This is a genomic window from Maritalea mobilis (assembly GCF_019800885.1).
Taxonomy (GTDB): domain Bacteria; phylum Pseudomonadota; class Alphaproteobacteria; order Rhodobacterales; family Rhodobacteraceae; genus Roseibacterium; species Roseibacterium beibuensis.
Genome location: NZ_JAHVKE010000001.1, coordinates 1,563,001 through 1,578,576, shown reverse-complemented (window position 1 = coordinate 1,578,576; position 15,576 = coordinate 1,563,001). Strand labels below are relative to the sequence as shown.

11 protein-coding genes and 1 pseudogene are annotated in these 15,576 nt (G+C 67.4%); 8 read left to right on the top strand and 4 right to left on the bottom strand.

Annotated elements, in window-relative coordinates:
* Nucleotides 1-30 precede the first annotated feature (30 nt).
* The 4 genes from KUV65_RS07610 to KUV65_RS07595 all read left to right on the top strand — a co-directional run bounded on the left by KUV65_RS07610 (nucleotide 31) and on the right by KUV65_RS07595 (nucleotide 5,289).
* Nucleotides 31-2,223 carry a primosomal protein N' gene (locus tag KUV65_RS07610; protein WP_222189058.1) on the top strand — a complete coding sequence of 731 codons (2,193 nt, stop codon included), beginning with the start codon at nucleotides 31-33 and terminating at the stop codon, nucleotides 2,221-2,223.
* A 68-nt stretch (nucleotides 2,224-2,291) separates the two neighbouring features.
* Nucleotides 2,292-3,377, top strand: coding sequence for a histidinol-phosphate transaminase (gene hisC / locus KUV65_RS07605; protein ID WP_222189057.1), 1,086 nt, complete (start codon nucleotides 2,292-2,294; stop codon nucleotides 3,375-3,377).
* The gene (locus KUV65_RS07600) at nucleotides 3,374-4,318 is read left to right on the top strand and encodes a prephenate/arogenate dehydrogenase family protein (RefSeq protein ID WP_222189055.1); all 945 of its coding nucleotides are present in this window, start codon (nucleotides 3,374-3,376) and stop codon (nucleotides 4,316-4,318) included. The genes hisC and KUV65_RS07600 overlap by 4 nt, the downstream gene beginning before the upstream one ends.
* A complete protein-coding gene (locus KUV65_RS07595) occupies nucleotides 4,315-5,289 on the top strand; it encodes an extensin-like domain-containing protein (protein ID WP_222189053.1) in 975 nt (324 codons plus the stop codon). The genes KUV65_RS07600 and KUV65_RS07595 overlap by 4 nt, the downstream gene beginning before the upstream one ends.
* Nucleotides 5,290-5,374: 85 nt before the next feature.
* Here the strand turns inward: KUV65_RS07595 and KUV65_RS07590 are convergent, their stop codons facing one another.
* Nucleotides 5,375-6,376, bottom strand: coding sequence for a DUF2125 domain-containing protein (locus KUV65_RS07590; RefSeq protein ID WP_222189051.1), 1,002 nt, complete (start codon nucleotides 6,374-6,376; stop codon nucleotides 5,375-5,377).
* 69 nt (nucleotides 6,377-6,445) lie between these two features.
* On the opposite strand from KUV65_RS07590, the gene KUV65_RS07585 reads away from it, so the two are divergent.
* The 3 genes from KUV65_RS07585 (at nucleotide 6,446) to KUV65_RS07575 (ending at nucleotide 10,419) form a co-directional block, all read left to right on the top strand.
* Nucleotides 6,446-7,003: a gamma-glutamylcyclotransferase gene (locus tag KUV65_RS07585; RefSeq protein WP_261331611.1), complete on the top strand. Its 558-nt coding sequence runs from the start codon at nucleotides 6,446-6,448 to the stop codon at nucleotides 7,001-7,003.
* 80 nt (nucleotides 7,004-7,083) lie between these two features.
* A complete protein-coding gene (locus KUV65_RS07580; RefSeq protein WP_222189049.1) occupies nucleotides 7,084-8,328 on the top strand; it encodes a hypothetical protein in 1,245 nt (414 codons plus the stop codon).
* 6 nt (nucleotides 8,329-8,334) lie between these two features.
* Nucleotides 8,335-10,419, top strand: coding sequence for a peptidoglycan -binding protein (locus tag KUV65_RS07575; protein WP_222189047.1), 2,085 nt, complete (start codon nucleotides 8,335-8,337; stop codon nucleotides 10,417-10,419).
* On the opposite strand, the gene KUV65_RS07570 is transcribed toward KUV65_RS07575, so the two are convergent.
* The 3 genes and pseudogenes from KUV65_RS07570 to gloB all read right to left on the bottom strand — a co-directional run bounded on the left by KUV65_RS07570 (nucleotide 10,416) and on the right by gloB (nucleotide 14,740).
* Nucleotides 10,416-11,387, bottom strand: a complete 972-nt coding sequence (locus KUV65_RS07570; RefSeq protein WP_222189045.1) for a M23 family metallopeptidase — start codon at nucleotides 11,385-11,387, stop codon at nucleotides 10,416-10,418. The two genes, KUV65_RS07575 and KUV65_RS07570, sit on opposite strands and share 4 nt — an antisense overlap.
* 20 nt (nucleotides 11,388-11,407) lie before the next feature.
* A pseudogene (clpA, locus tag KUV65_RS07565) lies at nucleotides 11,408-13,720 on the bottom strand (ATP-dependent Clp protease ATP-binding subunit ClpA); the annotation flags it as partial.
* A gap of 237 nt (nucleotides 13,721-13,957) precedes the next feature.
* A complete protein-coding gene (gloB, locus tag KUV65_RS07560; protein WP_222189041.1) occupies nucleotides 13,958-14,740 on the bottom strand; it encodes a hydroxyacylglutathione hydrolase in 783 nt (260 codons plus the stop codon).
* A 77-nt stretch (nucleotides 14,741-14,817) separates the two neighbouring features.
* Between gloB and KUV65_RS07555 the strand changes: the two genes are divergently transcribed.
* The gene (locus KUV65_RS07555; RefSeq protein WP_222189039.1) at nucleotides 14,818-15,576 is read left to right on the top strand and encodes a class I SAM-dependent methyltransferase; all 759 of its coding nucleotides are present in this window, start codon (nucleotides 14,818-14,820) and stop codon (nucleotides 15,574-15,576) included.

Genomic DNA, 15,576 nt, shown 5'->3' with positions numbered 1-15,576 from the left:
TCTAGCGCAAGGGTCGGGCAGCGAAAAGGCATGAGCCGGGAGTATTTCGAAGAAGGCGCGCGCGTCGGTATCCTGACGCCCGAGCCGCTGGACCGCGTTCTGGACTACCGCGCGCCCGAGGGCGGCTGCTGGCTGGGCGCCTTCGTCGAGGTGCCGCTGGGGCCGCGCAAGGTGCTGGGCGTTGTCTGGGGCGAGGGCGCGGGCGATTTCGACGCGGGCAAGCTGCGCGCGGTCAATCGCGTGCTGGAGGCCGCCCCGATGCGTGGCGAATTGCGCAGCTTCCTTGAAAAGGCCGGGGCCTACACGCTGACCCCGCTCAGCCAGATGTTGCGGCTGGCCACCCGCGTGCCGGGCCTGAGCGATCCGCCCTCCATGCGCAAGATCTACCGGCTGGGGCAGGGGGAGCCTGACCGCATGACCGATGCGCGGCAGCGCGTGATCGACACGCTGGTGGAATACGGTGGCTTGGGCTTCACGCTTTCCGAGTTGTCCAGCCTTGCGGGCGTGTCGACCTCGGTCATCAAGGGGTTGGCGAAGCAGGGCGTGGTCGAGGAGGCCGACACGCCCCGCGATGCGCCCTACCTGCCACTGGATCCCGACCTGCCCAGCAAGGAGTTGACCGAGGATCAGGCCAGCGCCGCCGAGGCGTTGCGCACCGGCATGGCCGCGCGGCGCTACGGCACGACCCTGCTGAAAGGCGTCACCGGGTCCGGCAAGACCGAGGTCTATCTGGAGGCCGTCGCCGAATGCCTGCGGCAGGGGCGGCAGGCGCTGGTTCTTCTGCCCGAGATCGCCCTGACCAGCGAATTTCTGACGCGGGTCGAGGCGCGGTTCGGCGCGAAACCCGCCGAATGGCATTCGGGCGTGACCATGACCGAACGCCGCCGCGCGTGGAAGATGGTCGGCCAAGGTGCCGCGCAACTGGTCGTCGGCGCACGATCGGCGCTGTTCCTGCCGTATCGCGACCTTGGCCTGATCGTGGTCGATGAGGAACACGACAGTTCCTACAAGCAGGAGGAAGGCGCGCTTTACAACGCCCGCGACATGGCTGTGCTGCGCGCCAGCCTGAACGATGCGCAGGTGGTGCTGGCCTCGGCCACGCCATCGCTTGAAAGCTGGGCCAATGCCGAGGCGGGGAAATACGCGCGGCTGGACCTGACCGCGCGCTTCGGCGAGGCGGTCTTGCCCGAGATGGCCGCCATCGACATGCGCACGCAGGATCTGCCCGCGCAAAGCTGGTTGTCGCCGCGCCTGACGGGCGAGGTCGCCAAGCGCATCCAGAACGGGGAACAGGCGCTCTTGTTCCTGAACCGTCGCGGCTATGCTCCGGTGACGCTCTGCCGGGCCTGCGGGGCGCAGGTGGGGTGCGATCATTGCGATGCGCGCATGGTCGAGCACCGGTTCCAGAAACGCCTTGTCTGCCACCAATGCGGCGAGACGAAACCCTTGCCCGAGGTCTGCCCCTCCTGCGGGGTGGAAGGGAAGATGGCCGCCGTTGGCCCGGGTGTCGAGCGTGTCGCCGAAGAGGCCGCGCGCGCCTTTCCCGATGCAAAACTGGCGATCCTGTCCTCGGACCTGTTCGGAAGCGCCCGCGCGCTGAAGGCCCAGATCGAAGAGATCGCGCAGGGTGACACTGATATCATCATCGGCACGCAACTGGTGGCCAAGGGGCACAATTTCCCGCGCCTGACGCTGGTGGGCGTGGTCGATGCGGACCTTGGCCTTCAGGGCGGCGACCTGCGTGCGGCGGAGCGGACCTTCCAACTGATGCGGCAGGTGGCGGGCCGCGCCGGGCGGGCGGAGAAACGGGGCGTGGCCCTGCTGCAAACCTTCCAGCCCGATCACCCGGTGATCCGCGCCATCCTGTCGGGCGACGAGGAAGGCTTCTGGCGGGCCGAGGCGGCGGAGCGCGAACAGGCGGGCATGCCGCCCTATGGCAGGCTGGCCGGCATCATCATCAGCGCGCCCGACGCGGCCTCGGCCTTTGATCTGGGCAATCATCTTGCGCGCCATGACGACGCGCTGCGGGCTGTGGGTGCGGTGGTCTACGGTCCTGCGCCTGCGCCCATCGCGCGGGTGCGCGGGCGTCATCGCGTGCGCCTTTTGGTCAAGGCCCCCAAGGGCGTCGCGCTGCAAGGGGCGATCCGGCGCTGGACCGACGGCGTGAAGCTGCCGACCAACCTGCGTCTCTCCGTCGATATCGACCCGCAAAGCTTCTATTGATAGCGGTTCCCATGGGGGCAAACTCCCGCTAGAACCCCGCGAAATCCTTGCGTCTTGAGACTTGTGACATGGCCACGCAGATCCGCCCGCAGCCCAGCATCCTCGACATCGCCCTTTACCAGGGCGGGCAGTCCGAGATCGAGGGCCAAGCCGAACCGCTGAAGCTCAGCTCGAACGAAAACCCGTTCGGACCCTCGCCCGCCGCCGTTGCAGCAATGCAGGGTGTGTTGGGTCAGGCGCATCGCTACCCCTCGACCGATCATGCCGCCCTGCGCGCCGCCATTGCCGAGGTGCATGGGCTGGACGCCGACCGTGTCATCTGCGGCGTGGGGTCGGATGAGATCATCCATTTCCTTTGCCAGGCCTATGCCGGGCCGGGGGACGAGGTGCTGTATACCACGCATGGCTTCGGCATGTATCGCATCAGCGCGCTGGCTGCCGGGGCAACTCCCATCGTGGCGCCCGAGCGTGACCGGATGGTGGATGTCGACGCCCTGCTGGAAATGGCCACTGACAAGACCCGTCTGGTCTTCATCGCCAACCCGGCCAACCCCACGGCGACCATGATCCCGATGGCCGATCTGGCGCGGCTGGCCGATGGGTTGCCGGAGACCTGCCTGCTGATCCTCGACGGGGCCTATGCCGAGTTTGCCGAGGGCTATGACGGTGGAAAATCGCTGGTGGAGACGCGCGAGACTGTCGTGATGACCCGGACCTTCTCCAAGGCCTATGGCTTGGGCGGGTTGCGTGTCGGCTATGGCTACGCGCCGCAGGCGATCATCGACGTGCTCAACCGCATCCGCGGGCCGTTCAACCTGTCGGGGATCGCGCTGGCCGGGGCCGAGGCGGCGGTGCGCGATACCGAGTGGGTCGCCGAGTGTGTCCGCGTGAACGCCGAGGAACGCGCGCGCCTGACCGGCGGGTTGCGCCAGATGGGCATCGCCTGCGACGACAGCCATGCGAATTTCGTGCTGGCTCGATTTGCCGGCGAGGCCGAGGCCGTCGCCGCCGATGAACACCTCAAGACCCAAGGCATCATCGTGCGGCATCCGCGAAGCTATGGCCTGCCGGAATGCCTGCGCATCACCGTTGGTCGCCCCGAGGACAACACCCGCGTGCTGGACGCCTTGGGCAGCTTCAAGGGGGCGGCATGAGCGTGATCTACAATCGCGTTGCCCTGATCGGCCTGGGCCTGATCGCCGGGTCCATGGCCCATGCCATGCGCCGCGCGGGGCTGGCGGGCGAGATCGTGGGCACCGCCCGGTCCGCCGAGACGCGCAAGGTGGCCGCCGAGATCGGCCTTTGCGACCGGATCGTTGAAACAGCGGCCGAGGCTGTCGAGGGCGCCGATCTGGTCGTTCTTGCCGTGCCCGTCGGCGCGATGGAGGCCGTCACCAAGGAGATCGCCCCCCATCTCGCCCCCGGCGCCACGATCACCGATGTCGGCTCGGTCAAGCGCGACGTGATCGCCGCCGTCGCCCCGCATCTGCCCGAGGGGGTGCATTTCGTCCCCGGCCACCCGCTGGCCGGGACCGAGCATTCCGGCCCGCGGTCCGGCTTTGCCGAGCTTTTCGACAACCGCTACGTCTTGCTGACTCCGGATCCCGGCACGGATACCGAGGCCGTCGCGAAATTGCGCGCCTTCTGGGAAGGCTGTGGCGCCAATGTCGAGGAAATGGATGCCGATCACCACGATCTCGTCCTCGCCGTGACCAGCCACACGCCGCACCTGATTGCCTACACTATGGTGGGTGTGGCCGATGACCTGCGCCGCGTGACCGATAGCGAGGTCATCAAGTATTCCGCCGCCGGTTTCCGCGACTTCACGCGTATCGCCGCCTCGGATCCCACCATGTGGCGCGACGTGTTCCTGTCGAACAAGGATGCCACGCTGGAAATCCTCGGGCGCTTCACCGAGGAGCTTTTCGCCCTGCAACGCGCGATCCGCACCGGGGACGGCGACCACCTGTTCGACTATTTCACCCGGACCCGCGCGATCCGTCGCGGCATCATCGAGGCGGGGCAGGATACCGACGCCCCGGATTTCGGCCGCACCCACGCCAAGCCGCGCAAGGCGGAAGAGGCGGAGGGGTGAAGCTGCGGGCGGCGATCCTGGGCGGGGCGCTTGCCCTTGCCGCGGTCCATGCCGCCGCCGAAGCGCCAGACCGATCCCCGCGCCCGATCATGCGAGGCGAGGCCGCGGCCCCGGCCGTGACGCGGGTTGTCGTCGCCGCGACCGCGCGGGCGCCGTCGCAATCCCTGCGCCCCGTCACGCGGCCCGGTGCCGCGCCCATCGCCCCAACCGCCGAGCCCGACGCAGGCACCGCTCCCGCCGCGACTCCGGCCATCGTGACCGAGAGCCGCCGCCCCGGTCTGTTTTCGGCCCTGCTGCCGCCGCGCCGGATCACCGTGGTTCCCGGCGCGACCGCGCTGGCCGTGGCCGAGTCCCTGCGACCGGTGCTGCGTCCGGCAGGCCTGGAGACCCGCGTGCGGGCCGCCGCGACCCGGCAGACACCCGGGCGTGTCACGCAGCCGGGCCGTCGCGGGCAGCTTTGCGGACGAGCCGGGCTGGAAGGGGACCGGTTGGAGACGATCACGGGCCGGATCACGGGCTGTGGGATCGCCGAGCCTGTGCGCCTACGGGCGGTTGACGGGATCCCCTTGACCACACCGGCGACGATCAATTGCGATACCGCCACGGCCTTGCAGGACTGGGTGCAGCAGAGCGTCGTGCCCACGGTCGGACGTCGCGGTGGCGGCGTCGCCAATATCCGGGTCATCGCCTCCTACTCCTGCCGGACGCGGAACTCGCAACCCGGGGCGCGGCTCAGCGAACATGCGCTTGGCAATGCGGTCGACATTGCCGGGATCGGGCTGGCGAACGGCTCTGAACTGACGGTTCTGGGTGGCTGGCGCGACCGGAGCTCCGGGCCGCTTTTGCAAGCGATGCACCAAGGCGCCTGCGGCCCGTTTGGCACGGTCCTTGGGCCGAACTCGGACCGCTTTCACCAAGACCATTTCCACCTCGACGTGGCGTCTTACCGGAGCGGGTCCTACTGCCGCTAGGCTGTGGGTGAAACCATGGCCTACGCCGGTTTTTGGTGGATAAGCTTGTGAATAAAGCCGTGACTGCGACGGGTTTTGAAAAGGCTCAGCGCAGGACAAGACGCGGTGCGGGGCCGAGGGGAATGGGCCCAAGGAACACGCGGCCGTCGCGAAAGGCGAGCGTCGCGTCGATATTGTCCGGGCTGCCCGACAAGCCCGCGACAACGCCCAAAACCCCCTCGACACTGCTCTGCAACTGCTCGGGTAGGGCGCCTGCGTTCACCGCCAGGTCCACCATGGCGCGCCAGTTCTCGGCGCGTACGGAAATCTCGCCATCGGGCTGGCCCTGGGCGTCGACGTCCAAGGCCCCCGTCGCGCGGAACAGCATCGCCCCCCAACTGGCTGCCGCCTCGTCGAGGTCCAGCCGGGTGATCTGTGGCCGCCGATCCTCGATCGCGCCTAGATCCCAGGGGCGGTCGAAGGCCATGCGGGCGGTGTAGATCACCTCGCCGATGGCCTCGGGCAACACGCCTGCCGGGTCGAGAACTGCTGCCATCGGCGCCGGGGGCACCAGCCCGCTCGCGCGGAAGGCCACGTCGTAGGTGTCATCCTCGCCCTCGACCCGCTGGCCGGTCAGCCGCCCCTCGGGCAGGCGCATCGACCAGCCTTCGGTCGAGCTGATTTCGACCCCGCGCAACTCCGTATCCGAGGCATCCAGCGCAAACCGTGCCGCGGGCTGAACATCGAGGTCCGAGCGTATGGCCTCGGACCGGATGGTCAGCCGTTCCCGAGGGGAGGCGAGGGCCTGTTCGGACGGCCCGATGGCGCGCAGGTGGTCGGGGCGGAATACGCGTTGTTCGAGCGTGATGATGGGGGCCGTCCAGACCCAGCCCGTGTCCGGGTCGGCCAGCTCCAGCCCCTCGACCCGCGTGGTGAATTGCGCCGGGAAACCACCCACCGACACGTCGCTGTAATTCGCGAGCCAGCCTTCCTCGGCCCGGTCCGCGAACCAGGCCGCGACGACATTCCCGGTGCTCCACGCGTAGAACGCCCACCAGCCGGAGGCCAACGCCGCCAGCACCACCAGACCGGAAATCAGCCGTCGCATCGCATTCGCCTCTTCACCCTGCCCCGTGGCACCGGATATAGCCGGGCCGAACGAAAAGGGCCACGGGCGATGACCACGGAAATGGACGGCGATTTGTGGGTGTTCGGCTACGGGTCGCTTCTGTGGAACCCGGGGTTCCCGGTGGCCGAGGCGCAGGTGGCGCGCCTGCATCACTGGCACCGGTCGTTCTGCATGTCCTCGATCCACCATCGGGGCACGGTCGAAAACCCCGGCCTGGTGCTTGCACTCGACGCCGCCGAGGGCGCGCATTGCGATGGTTTGGCCTTTCGGGTCGAGGCGCGCTACGCCGCGCAGACCATCGACTATCTGCGCGAACGGGAATTGATCTCCTCGGCCTACGTGGAAACCCGGCAGGAGGTGGAGTTGCATGGCGACCGAACGCGTCTGGCGGATGTTCTGACCTACGTGATCGACGCCGAGCACGACCAGTATCGCGGCAGCCTGTCGCTGGAAGACCAGGCGCAGATCATCGCGGGCGCGACCGGTGGGCGGGGGCCGAACGACGAATACCTGTTCAACACGGCGGCCCATTTGCGGGAGCTGGGCCTCGCCGATGCCGATCTCGACTGGCTGGTGGAGCGTGTCCAGGCCCTGAAAACCGCGTAAGCCCGCGCTCTGCCATTGGCATGAGACGCAACTGGTAGTAGTGTTTGCACAGAAAACACCTAGAAATGGCTGAGAGGGCCATGGCGAGCAGAGCCGACGGCGCGACGGCGCCGCGTATCATCCGACCGACCCGTCAGATCGTCCTGATGCTGCTGATCCTTGGCTGCGTCATCGCGGGCGGTGTCCTCGTCTGGCCGCGGGTGCAGCCGGTGTTCCTGTCCAGCCCCTACCTGAACGGCACCATCGGCGTTGTTTTCGTCGTGGGCGTGCTTGCCTGTTTCTGGCAGGTGTTCCAGCTGTTTTCCTCGGTCGCTTGGATCGAGCAGGTCGCGAGTGCCAGCGCGCAGGACCAGGTCGAGAAGCCGCCGCAACTTCTGGCGGCGGCCACGGGCATCCTGCGCCTGCGTGGATCGCGGATGCAGATCACGCCCGGCACGTCCAAGTCAATTCTCGACTCGGTCGGCGCGCGGATGGAAGAAAGCCGCGACATCACGCGATACATCGCGAACCTGCTGATTTTCCTTGGCCTTCTGGGCACGTTCTTTGGCCTTGCCACCACGGTTCCCGCCGTGGTCGAGACCATCCGCTCGCTCCAGCCGACCGAGGGCGAGGAGGGGCTTGCCGTTTTCGGACGCCTAATGAACGGGTTGGAGGATCAACTGGGCGGCATGGGCACGGCCTTTGCATCCTCGCTGCTGGGGCTGGCCGGTTCGCTTGTCGTGGGCCTGCTTGAGCTGTTCGCCGGCCATGGGCAGAACCGCTTCTACCGCGAGATGGAGGAATGGCTCGCCTCGATCACGCGGGTCAGCTTTTCCTCGGGCGATGGGGAAGGCGGCGTGGATCGCGGGGCGATTGCCACCGTGCTCGACCACATGGTCGATCAGATTGAAACGCTGCAAAGCCTGTTCTCGCAATCCGAGACGCGCCGCGCGGAAACCGATGCCCGGCTGGCCGAATTGTCCGACCGTCTCGGCGCGCTGACCGACCAGATGGGCAGCGGGCAGGTCGAGGCCGCCGCCCGCCTTGCCGCCGCGCAGGACCGTCTGGCGCAGGTGATCGAGGCGCAGTCCACCACCGAACACGGGCTGGACGAAGAAAGCCGGATGCGGCTGCGCTCCATCGACGTGCAACTTTTCCAGATTTTCGAGGAACTGGGCGAGGGGCGCGCGTCGGATGTGAGCCTGCTGCGCGAGGATATCGCCGGGTTGACGGATGCCCTGCGCGCCTTGACCCAAGCCGCCCGCGCGCCGGTGCAACCGCGCCGCGTTGCCGCCGCCGCCCGCCGCGCCGAGCCGAGCGAGACACCGTCGGACGGCGGGGGGTAGGGCAGCATGGCCTTTCACCGCCGCGCCGGAAACCGCTTCTCCGGTTCGATCTGGCCGGGCTTCGTCGATGCGATCACCGCGCTGTTGATGGTGATGATCTTCCTGCTGACCATTTTCATGGTCGTGCAATATGTCCTGCGCGAAGAGATCACCAACCAGGATGACGAGTTGAATGCGCTCAACGCGCAACTCAACGAGTTGTCCGAGGCCCTGGGGCTGGAGACGAGCCGCGCCGACCGGTTGGAAACCCGGGTCGCCACCTTGTCGGGGAACCTTGCCACCGCGCAGGACGAGGTCGCCGCACAGGCGGCGCTGATCGCGTCACTGACCTCGGAGACAGAGGCGCAGGCCGCCCAGATCGCGGATTTCGAGGACCAGGTCGCGGCGCTTTTGGCCGAAAACCGGGACCTCGGCCTCGCGCGGGATGCGGCCCAGGCCGAAGCGGCCGAGGCCATGTCCGAGGCAGAGGCCCTGCAACTGGCGCTTGCACAGGCGCGCTCCGAGATCGACGCTGCCGCCGAAGAGGCCCGGCTTGCCGCCGCCCGCCGCGAGGCGCTCGAATCCCTCGTGGCCGAGCTGGAGGCCGAGGCCGCGACCCGCGAAACCTCGCTTGCCCAAACCCTTGCCGCGCTGGCCGAGGTCGAGGGCGCTGTGGCTCGTGTGGCCGAACTGGAAGGGGATCTGGACGCCGCCGAAGCCGCGCGGTTGCAAGAACTTGCTGCCGCCGAGGCGCTGCGCGAACGCCTTGCCGACGCCGAGGCGGCCCTGACCGAGGAAGAGGCCGCGCGGCTTGCCGAGGCCGCCGCCGCCGAGGCCTTGCGCGCGCGGCTGGAAAACGCGCAGGCCGAACTGACGGCCATGACGCTGGCCCTCGAGGAACAGCGTCGCCGCGCCGAGGAAACCCTGACGCTCCTGGCCGCGGCGGAGGCCAACCGCGACGATCTGGCAACCCGGCTGGCCGCCGCCCTTGCCCAGGCCGAGGCGGGGCAGGGTGAGGTGGCAACCCTCGAAGAGCAACTGGCCGCCGCCGAGGCGGAACTGGCGCGGATGGAAAGCGAAGGCGCCGACCAAACCCGCGAATTGTCCGAACTCGAAGCGCAACTCGCCCTTGCCCTGTCGCGGATCGAGTCCGCTGAGGCCAGCGCCGCCGCCCGTTTGGCGGAATTGGAAGCCCGCATCGCCGATGCCGAGGCGCGGGCCGAGGCCGCCGAAACCCGCCTTGCCGAGGGCGGCGGAGAATTGGCCGATCTCGAAGCGCAATTGTCCGAGGCGCTGGCTGCGCGCCTCGCCGCCGAAGCCGAAATGCGCGAGGCCATGAGTGCCGCCGAACAGCGCGCGGCCCTTCTGGCACAGGCCAATCTTGAGTTGGAGCAAGCCGAGGCCGCGTCCGCCGAAAGCGCGCGGCAGGTGGCCCTGCTCAATGAACAGGTCGCGGCCCTGCGCCAGCAGCTGGGGTCGCTTCAGTCCCTGCTGGACGATGCGCAGGAGCGGGACGAGGAAGCGCAGGTGCAGATCGAAGCGCTCGGGTCGCGCCTCAACACCGCGCTGGCCCAACTGGCTGCCGAGGAAAGCGCCCGCGCCGAGTTGGAGGCCGCCGAGGCCGCCCGCCTTGCCGCCGAGGCCGAGGAGTTGGAGCGCTACCGGTCCGAGTTTTTCGGCCGCCTGCGCGACCTGCTGGAAGGCCGCGAGGGGGTGCGGATCGAGGGAGATCGCTTCGTCTTTTCCTCCGAGGTGCTGTTCGAGGTCGGCTCGGCCGACCTGTCGCCCGAGGGGTTGGCGCAGATCGAGAACGTGGCTGACCTGCTCCTCGACATCGCCGACGAGATCCCGCCCTCGATCGACTGGATCGTGCGGGTGGATGGCCATACCGATGACCAGCAACTCCGCCCCAATGCCGATTATGCGAACAATTGGGAGTTGAGCCAGGCGCGGGCCTTGTCGGTGGTGCGTTTCATGACCGAGGAGCTGGATTTCCCGCCCAACCGCCTGGCGGCGACGGGCTTCGGCGAATATTCCCCCATCGCGTCGAACGACACCGATGCCGGGCAGGCGCAGAACCGCCGCATCGAGTTGAAACTGACCGAACGCTAGGGCCTGACCGGGATCGTCACGCGGCGATGGTGCAGGATCTCCGTGCCCCGGACCAGGGTCACCTCGCCGGCATAGGCGCCTGCGGGCCAGCCCTCTGCCGGGGGCCGCCGCCCGGAGGCGCGAAACAGCTGGGCTTGGGTGCGGTCGAGTTCCACGCGGTTCTCGTGAATAGCCGTGCCATCGGGGCCGAAGATGCGGAAGAGCAGAGCATCCCCCTCCCGTCCGCCATGGACGAAGCCCCACAGCACGATGGGCGCATCAGCGGCCAGCGTCTCTGCATCCGCCGTGCCGGCCTGGATCGCGTCGTACTCCGGCACGCCAGGCGAAAACCCGATGGAGAGAAGGCCACCGCCGCGCACCGGGATCGGCTCTGACCACAGCGGAGCCGCTCCGCTACCGCAAGTTGACAGGTCGCCGGGGTCGAACGGATCGACCGGTGTGCCGTTCTGGCGCAACAGGAACTCGACATGCGGGAACTCGGTATTGCCGGAGTAACCGATCTCGCCCAGGGGTGTTCCGGCCTCGACCGCATCACCCGACGCCACGGCTATGGAGCCTTCGGCCAGGTGGCAGTACTGCGTCTGCCAGCCGTCTTGGTGGTCGATCACCACCCCGTTGCCGCAGCCTTGGCCCTCGGGCGCGGCAGCTGTCCCGCCATCAGGCACCCCGTCGCGCGTGGCGCGCACGATGCCCGGGGCCGCGGCGCGCACGGGCCAGCCCGCCGCCATCGCCTCGAAATCCGCGACGCGGATGTCCGTGCCCGTGTGGCCGTCATAGCTGGCCGGTCCGCAGGTGAAATCGCGCCAGCCGGGGCCGGGATCGCGGTCCATGAATTGCTGCAGGAAACAGGTTTCGCCCAGGGTGCAATCCAGCGGGAAAAGCAGGGCGGGCGGGTCGGCCCAGGCGGCGGATGTGAAAACGGCGGCCCCGGTCAGGGCCGCCGTGAAAGGTTTTCGGGCGCGGATCATTCCGCCGTGAGAAGCGGCGGTTTTTTCGAAGACAGGCGCGGGTTGCCCGGTTCTTCGATGCGCAGGTCGATCTCGCCATCCTTGACGCCGACCTTCACGACACCGCCCTTCGCAAGCTTGCCGAAGAGCAGTTCCTCGGCCAGCGGCTTCTTGATGTGCTCTTGGATCACGCGGCCAAGCGGGCGGGCGCCCATCCGGTCGTCATAGCCCTTGTCGGCCAGCCATTCGGCCGCGGGCTTGGTCAGTTCGATGGTCACGTTGCGATCCATCAACTGCGCTTCCAGTTGCAGCACGAACTTCTCGACCACCTGCAGGATCACCTCTTTCGGCAGCGCGCCGAAGGAGATCACCGCGTCCAGACGGTTGCGGAATTCCGGCGTGAAGGTCCGCTCGATCGCGGCGGTATCCTCGCCCTCGCGGCGGTCGCGGCCGAAGCCGATGGCCGCCTTGGCCTGTTCCGCGGCGCCCGCGTTCGAGGTCATGATCAGGATCACGTTGCGGAAATCGACCGACCGGCCGTTGTGATCCGTCAGCGTGCCGTGGTCCATGACCTGCAGCAGGATGTTGAATACGTCCGGATGCGCCTTCTCGATCTCGTCGAGCAGCAGCACGCAATGCGGATGCTGGTCCACGCCATCGGTCAGCAGACCGCCCTGGTCGAAGCCGACATAGCCCGGAGGCGCGCCGATCAGGCGGCTGACGGCGTGTTTCTCCATGTATTCCGACATGTCGAACCGCAGCAATTCGACCCCGAGCGTGTCGGCCAATTGCTTGGCGACCTCGGTCTTGCCGACGCCGGTGGGACCGGCGAACAGATAGTTGCCGATTGGCTTTTCCGGTTCGCGCAGGCCCGCGCGGGCCAGCTTGATCGCGCTCGACAGGGCGTCGATGGCGGCATCCTGGCCGAAGACCACGCGCTTGAGCGTGCTCTCCAGGTCCTTGAGCATCTCGGAGTCGTCCTTCGAGACGTTCTTGGGCGGAATGCGGGCGATCTTGGCCACGACGGCCTCGATCTCCTTGGCGCCGATGGACTTGCGGCGCTTGGATTCCGCCACAAGATGCTGCGCCGCGCCGGCCTCGTCGATCACGTCGATGGCCTTGTCGGGCAGTTTGCGGTCGTTGATGTAGCGCGCGGACAGCTCCACCGCGGTCTTGATCGCGTCATTGGTGTATTTGACCGAGTGATGTTCCTCGAAATAGGGCTTGAGGCCCTTGAGGATCTTTACCGCATCCTCGACCGAGGGCTCGGTCACGTCGATCTTCTGGAACCGGCGGCTGAGCGCGCGGTCCTTTTCGAAGTGCTGGCGAAACTCCTTGTAGGTGGTGGAGCCCATGCAGCGCAGCTTGCCGCCCTGAAGCGCGGGCTTCAGCAGGTTCGAGGCGTCCATCGCCCCGCCCGAGGTCGCGCCCGCACCGATCACGGTGTGGATCTCGTCGATGAAGAGCACCGCGTCGGGGTGATCTTCGAGTTCCTTGACGACCGCCTTCAGACGTTCCTCGAAATCGCCGCGATAACGGGTGCCGGCCAGAAGCGCGCCCATGTCGAGCGAATAGATCGTGGCGCCCTGCAACACCTCGGGTGTCTGGCCTTCGACGATCTTCTTCGCCAAGCCTTCGGCGATGGCGGTCTTGCCCACGCCCGGATCGCCCACCAGGAGCGGGTTGTTCTTGCGGCGGCGGCACAGCACCTGGATGCAGCGTTCCACCTCGTGGTCGCGGCCGATCAGCGGATCGACATCGCCCTTTTCGGCCTTGGCGTTCAGGTCGACGCAGTATTTCGCCAGCGCCGATTCCTTGCCTTCGCCCTCGGGCGCCTGCGCCTGCGCGGCAGAAGTCGCTTCGTCTTCGTCCTCGGTGGCGCCGGTCACGGGGCGCTGTTCACCATAGGATGGATCCTTGGCCACGCCATGGGCGATGAAGTTGACCGCGTCGTAGCGGGTCATGTCCTGTTCCTGAAGGAAATAGGCCGCGTTCGACTCGCGCTCGGCGAAGATGGCGACGAGGACGTTGGCGCCCGTCACCTCGGTCCGGCCCGAGGACTGGACATGGATCGCGGCGCGCTGGATGACGCGCTGGAAGGCGGCGGTGGGCACCGCTTCGGAGCCTTCGACATCCGTGACGAGGGTTGAAAGATCATCCTCGATGAATTGCACCAGCGTCTGGCGCAGCTCTTCAAGATCGACGCTGCACGCCTTCATCACCTTCTGCGCATCGGGTTCGTCGATCAGCGCGAGAAGAAGATGTTCTAGCGTTGCAAGCTCGTGACGCCGTGCATTCGCGTTGGCGAGGGCAGCGTGGATGGCCTGCTCTAGGGTGTTCGAAAAAGATGGCACAGGCGTGCTCCTTTCGGTGTCATCGAGTCGGGGCCTAGGCCGCTCCTCGATCATGGCCTCATAAGGTTAAGGTTTGGTTTTTATCGGCGCGTTTCAAGAAATTTCTGCTCAAAGGACTGTGTTCGTTCTGTCCTGAGGCACAAGTCCTTGAAACCCGTCTCATCGGTCGCGGATGGCTGCCCAAGGAACGGGCAGCGGTGAATCGCGCGATGCACAGGGCAGGCGGGCGGGGCAGCTTCAGAACCGGTCCTTTCGGGCCCGAATTTCGGCGAAAACCGCGACGGGGTCGGCCTGGGCCATGCCCAATCGGTCGGCTATTCCGGGTTTTGCGGCGCGCAGAAAGGGGTTCGTGGCGCATTCTTCGGCGAGGGTCGACGGCACCGTGGCTTGTCCTGCAGCGCGTGCCGCGTCGATCTTGGCTGCCCTAGAGATAAGCGCCGCGTTCTCGGGATCAATGGTCAGGGCGAAGCGGGCGTTGGACTGGGTGTATTCGTGGCCGGAGCAGACCAGCGTCTCGGGCGGCAGCGCGGCGAGCTTCGACAGGCTTTCGTACATCTGTGCCGCCGTCCCCTCGAACAGCCGGCCACATCCCAAGGCCATCAGGCTATCGGCGGTAAAGACGGCCCCCGCCGCAGGAAAGTAGTAGGCGATATGCCCGATCGTGTGACCGGAGACGTCGATCACCCGACCTTCCAGATCGCCGATCGTGACCGTGTCGCCCTCGGACAGGGCATGGTCCAGCGGCGGCAGGCGTTCGGCATCGGCGGCCGCCCCCCAGACCCTGGCGCCGTAATGGGTGCGCAACTCGGTCAGGCCATCGACATGATCCCAGTGATGATGGGTGATCAGGATATCGGTCAGATGCCAGCCGCGCGCATCCAGCGCCTCGCGGATCGGCGCGGCCTCGGGGGCGTCGATCAATGCCGTGGCCCCCGTGCGCGTGTCGTGGAGCAGGAAGGCGTAGTTGTCCTCGAGGCACGGAATGGTGACGATCTCGCTGTTCAGGACTGTCTCGGGCATGGCAATTCCCTATCGTGTGGGTAAGGTCGGCACGGCGACAAGAAGCGACAGCCTCGCGCAGAGCAATGGGGAGTGCAATGCATCTGGACGTGCTGGACCTGCGCCAGTTCTATTACCGGACCAGATTGGGCCGGACCGCACAAAAGGCAATCCGCGACCGGATGCTCGGGCTGTGGCCCGAGGCAAAAGGGCAGACCGTGGTGGGATTCGGCTTTGCGGTGCCGCTGCTGCGGCCCTACCTCGCCGATGCTCGCCGGGTGATCGGCCTGATGCCGGCCGAGCAGGGTGTGATGCCGTGGCCCGCCGGCATGGATAATGTCTCGGTCCTGTGCCGAGAGAGCCTTTGGCCGTTGGAGACGGGGCGCGCCGACAAGATCGTCTGTCTGCACGGGCTGGAAACCTCGGAACATCCCTCGGCCCTGCTGGACGAGGCGGCGCGCGTCCTTGGACCGGGCGGCAAGGCGCTTTTCATCGTGCCGAACCGGGGCGGGTTGTGGGCGCGGCGCGACGCGACGCCCTTCGGCTTCGGTCGTCCCTATTCCCTCGGCCAGTTGGAGGCGCAACTCAAACGGCACGATTTCGTGCCCGAGCGCCACGCCGCCGCCCTGTTCGCGCCGCCCTCGGACAAACGGTTCTGGTTGCGCTCGGCGGATATGGTGGAGCGCATGGGCAGCCAATTGTCGAGCTACAGGGCAGGGGGTGTGATCCTGCTGGAAGCGTCGAAACGCGTCCCGGCGCCCCTGGGGCCCGGCCTGGCCGAGCGGGTGCGCCGCCCGTTGCGCGTGCTGGAAGGCACGCCGCAGCCCGCGGCTGCCACCGGGCGCAGCAAGGCCTGA

Bases quoted from the DNA above. Each gene is read 5' to 3' on its own strand.
- KUV65_RS07575 (WP_222189047.1), top strand. From the start codon at position 8,335: ATGGCCTTTCACCGCCGCGCCGGAAACCGCTTCTCCGGTTCGATCTGG.
- hisC (WP_222189057.1), top strand. From the start codon at position 2,292: ATGGCCACGCAGATCCGCCCGCAGCCCAGCATCCTCGACATCGCCCTT.
- KUV65_RS07580 (WP_222189049.1), top strand. From the start codon at position 7,084: ATGGCGAGCAGAGCCGACGGCGCGACGGCGCCGCGTATCATCCGACCG.
- KUV65_RS07590 (WP_222189051.1), bottom strand. From the start codon at position 6,376: ATGCGACGGCTGATTTCCGGTCTGGTGGTGCTGGCGGCGTTGGCCTCC.
- KUV65_RS07600 (WP_222189055.1), top strand. From the start codon at position 3,374: ATGAGCGTGATCTACAATCGCGTTGCCCTGATCGGCCTGGGCCTGATC.
- KUV65_RS07610 (WP_222189058.1), top strand. From the start codon at position 31: ATGAGCCGGGAGTATTTCGAAGAAGGCGCGCGCGTCGGTATCCTGACG.
- KUV65_RS07585 (WP_261331611.1), top strand. From the start codon at position 6,446: ATGACCACGGAAATGGACGGCGATTTGTGGGTGTTCGGCTACGGGTCG.
- gloB (WP_222189041.1), bottom strand. From the start codon at position 14,740: ATGCCCGAGACAGTCCTGAACAGCGAGATCGTCACCATTCCGTGCCTC.
- KUV65_RS07555 (WP_222189039.1), top strand. From the start codon at position 14,818: ATGCATCTGGACGTGCTGGACCTGCGCCAGTTCTATTACCGGACCAGA.
- KUV65_RS07570 (WP_222189045.1), bottom strand. From the start codon at position 11,387: ATGATCCGCGCCCGAAAACCTTTCACGGCGGCCCTGACCGGGGCCGCC.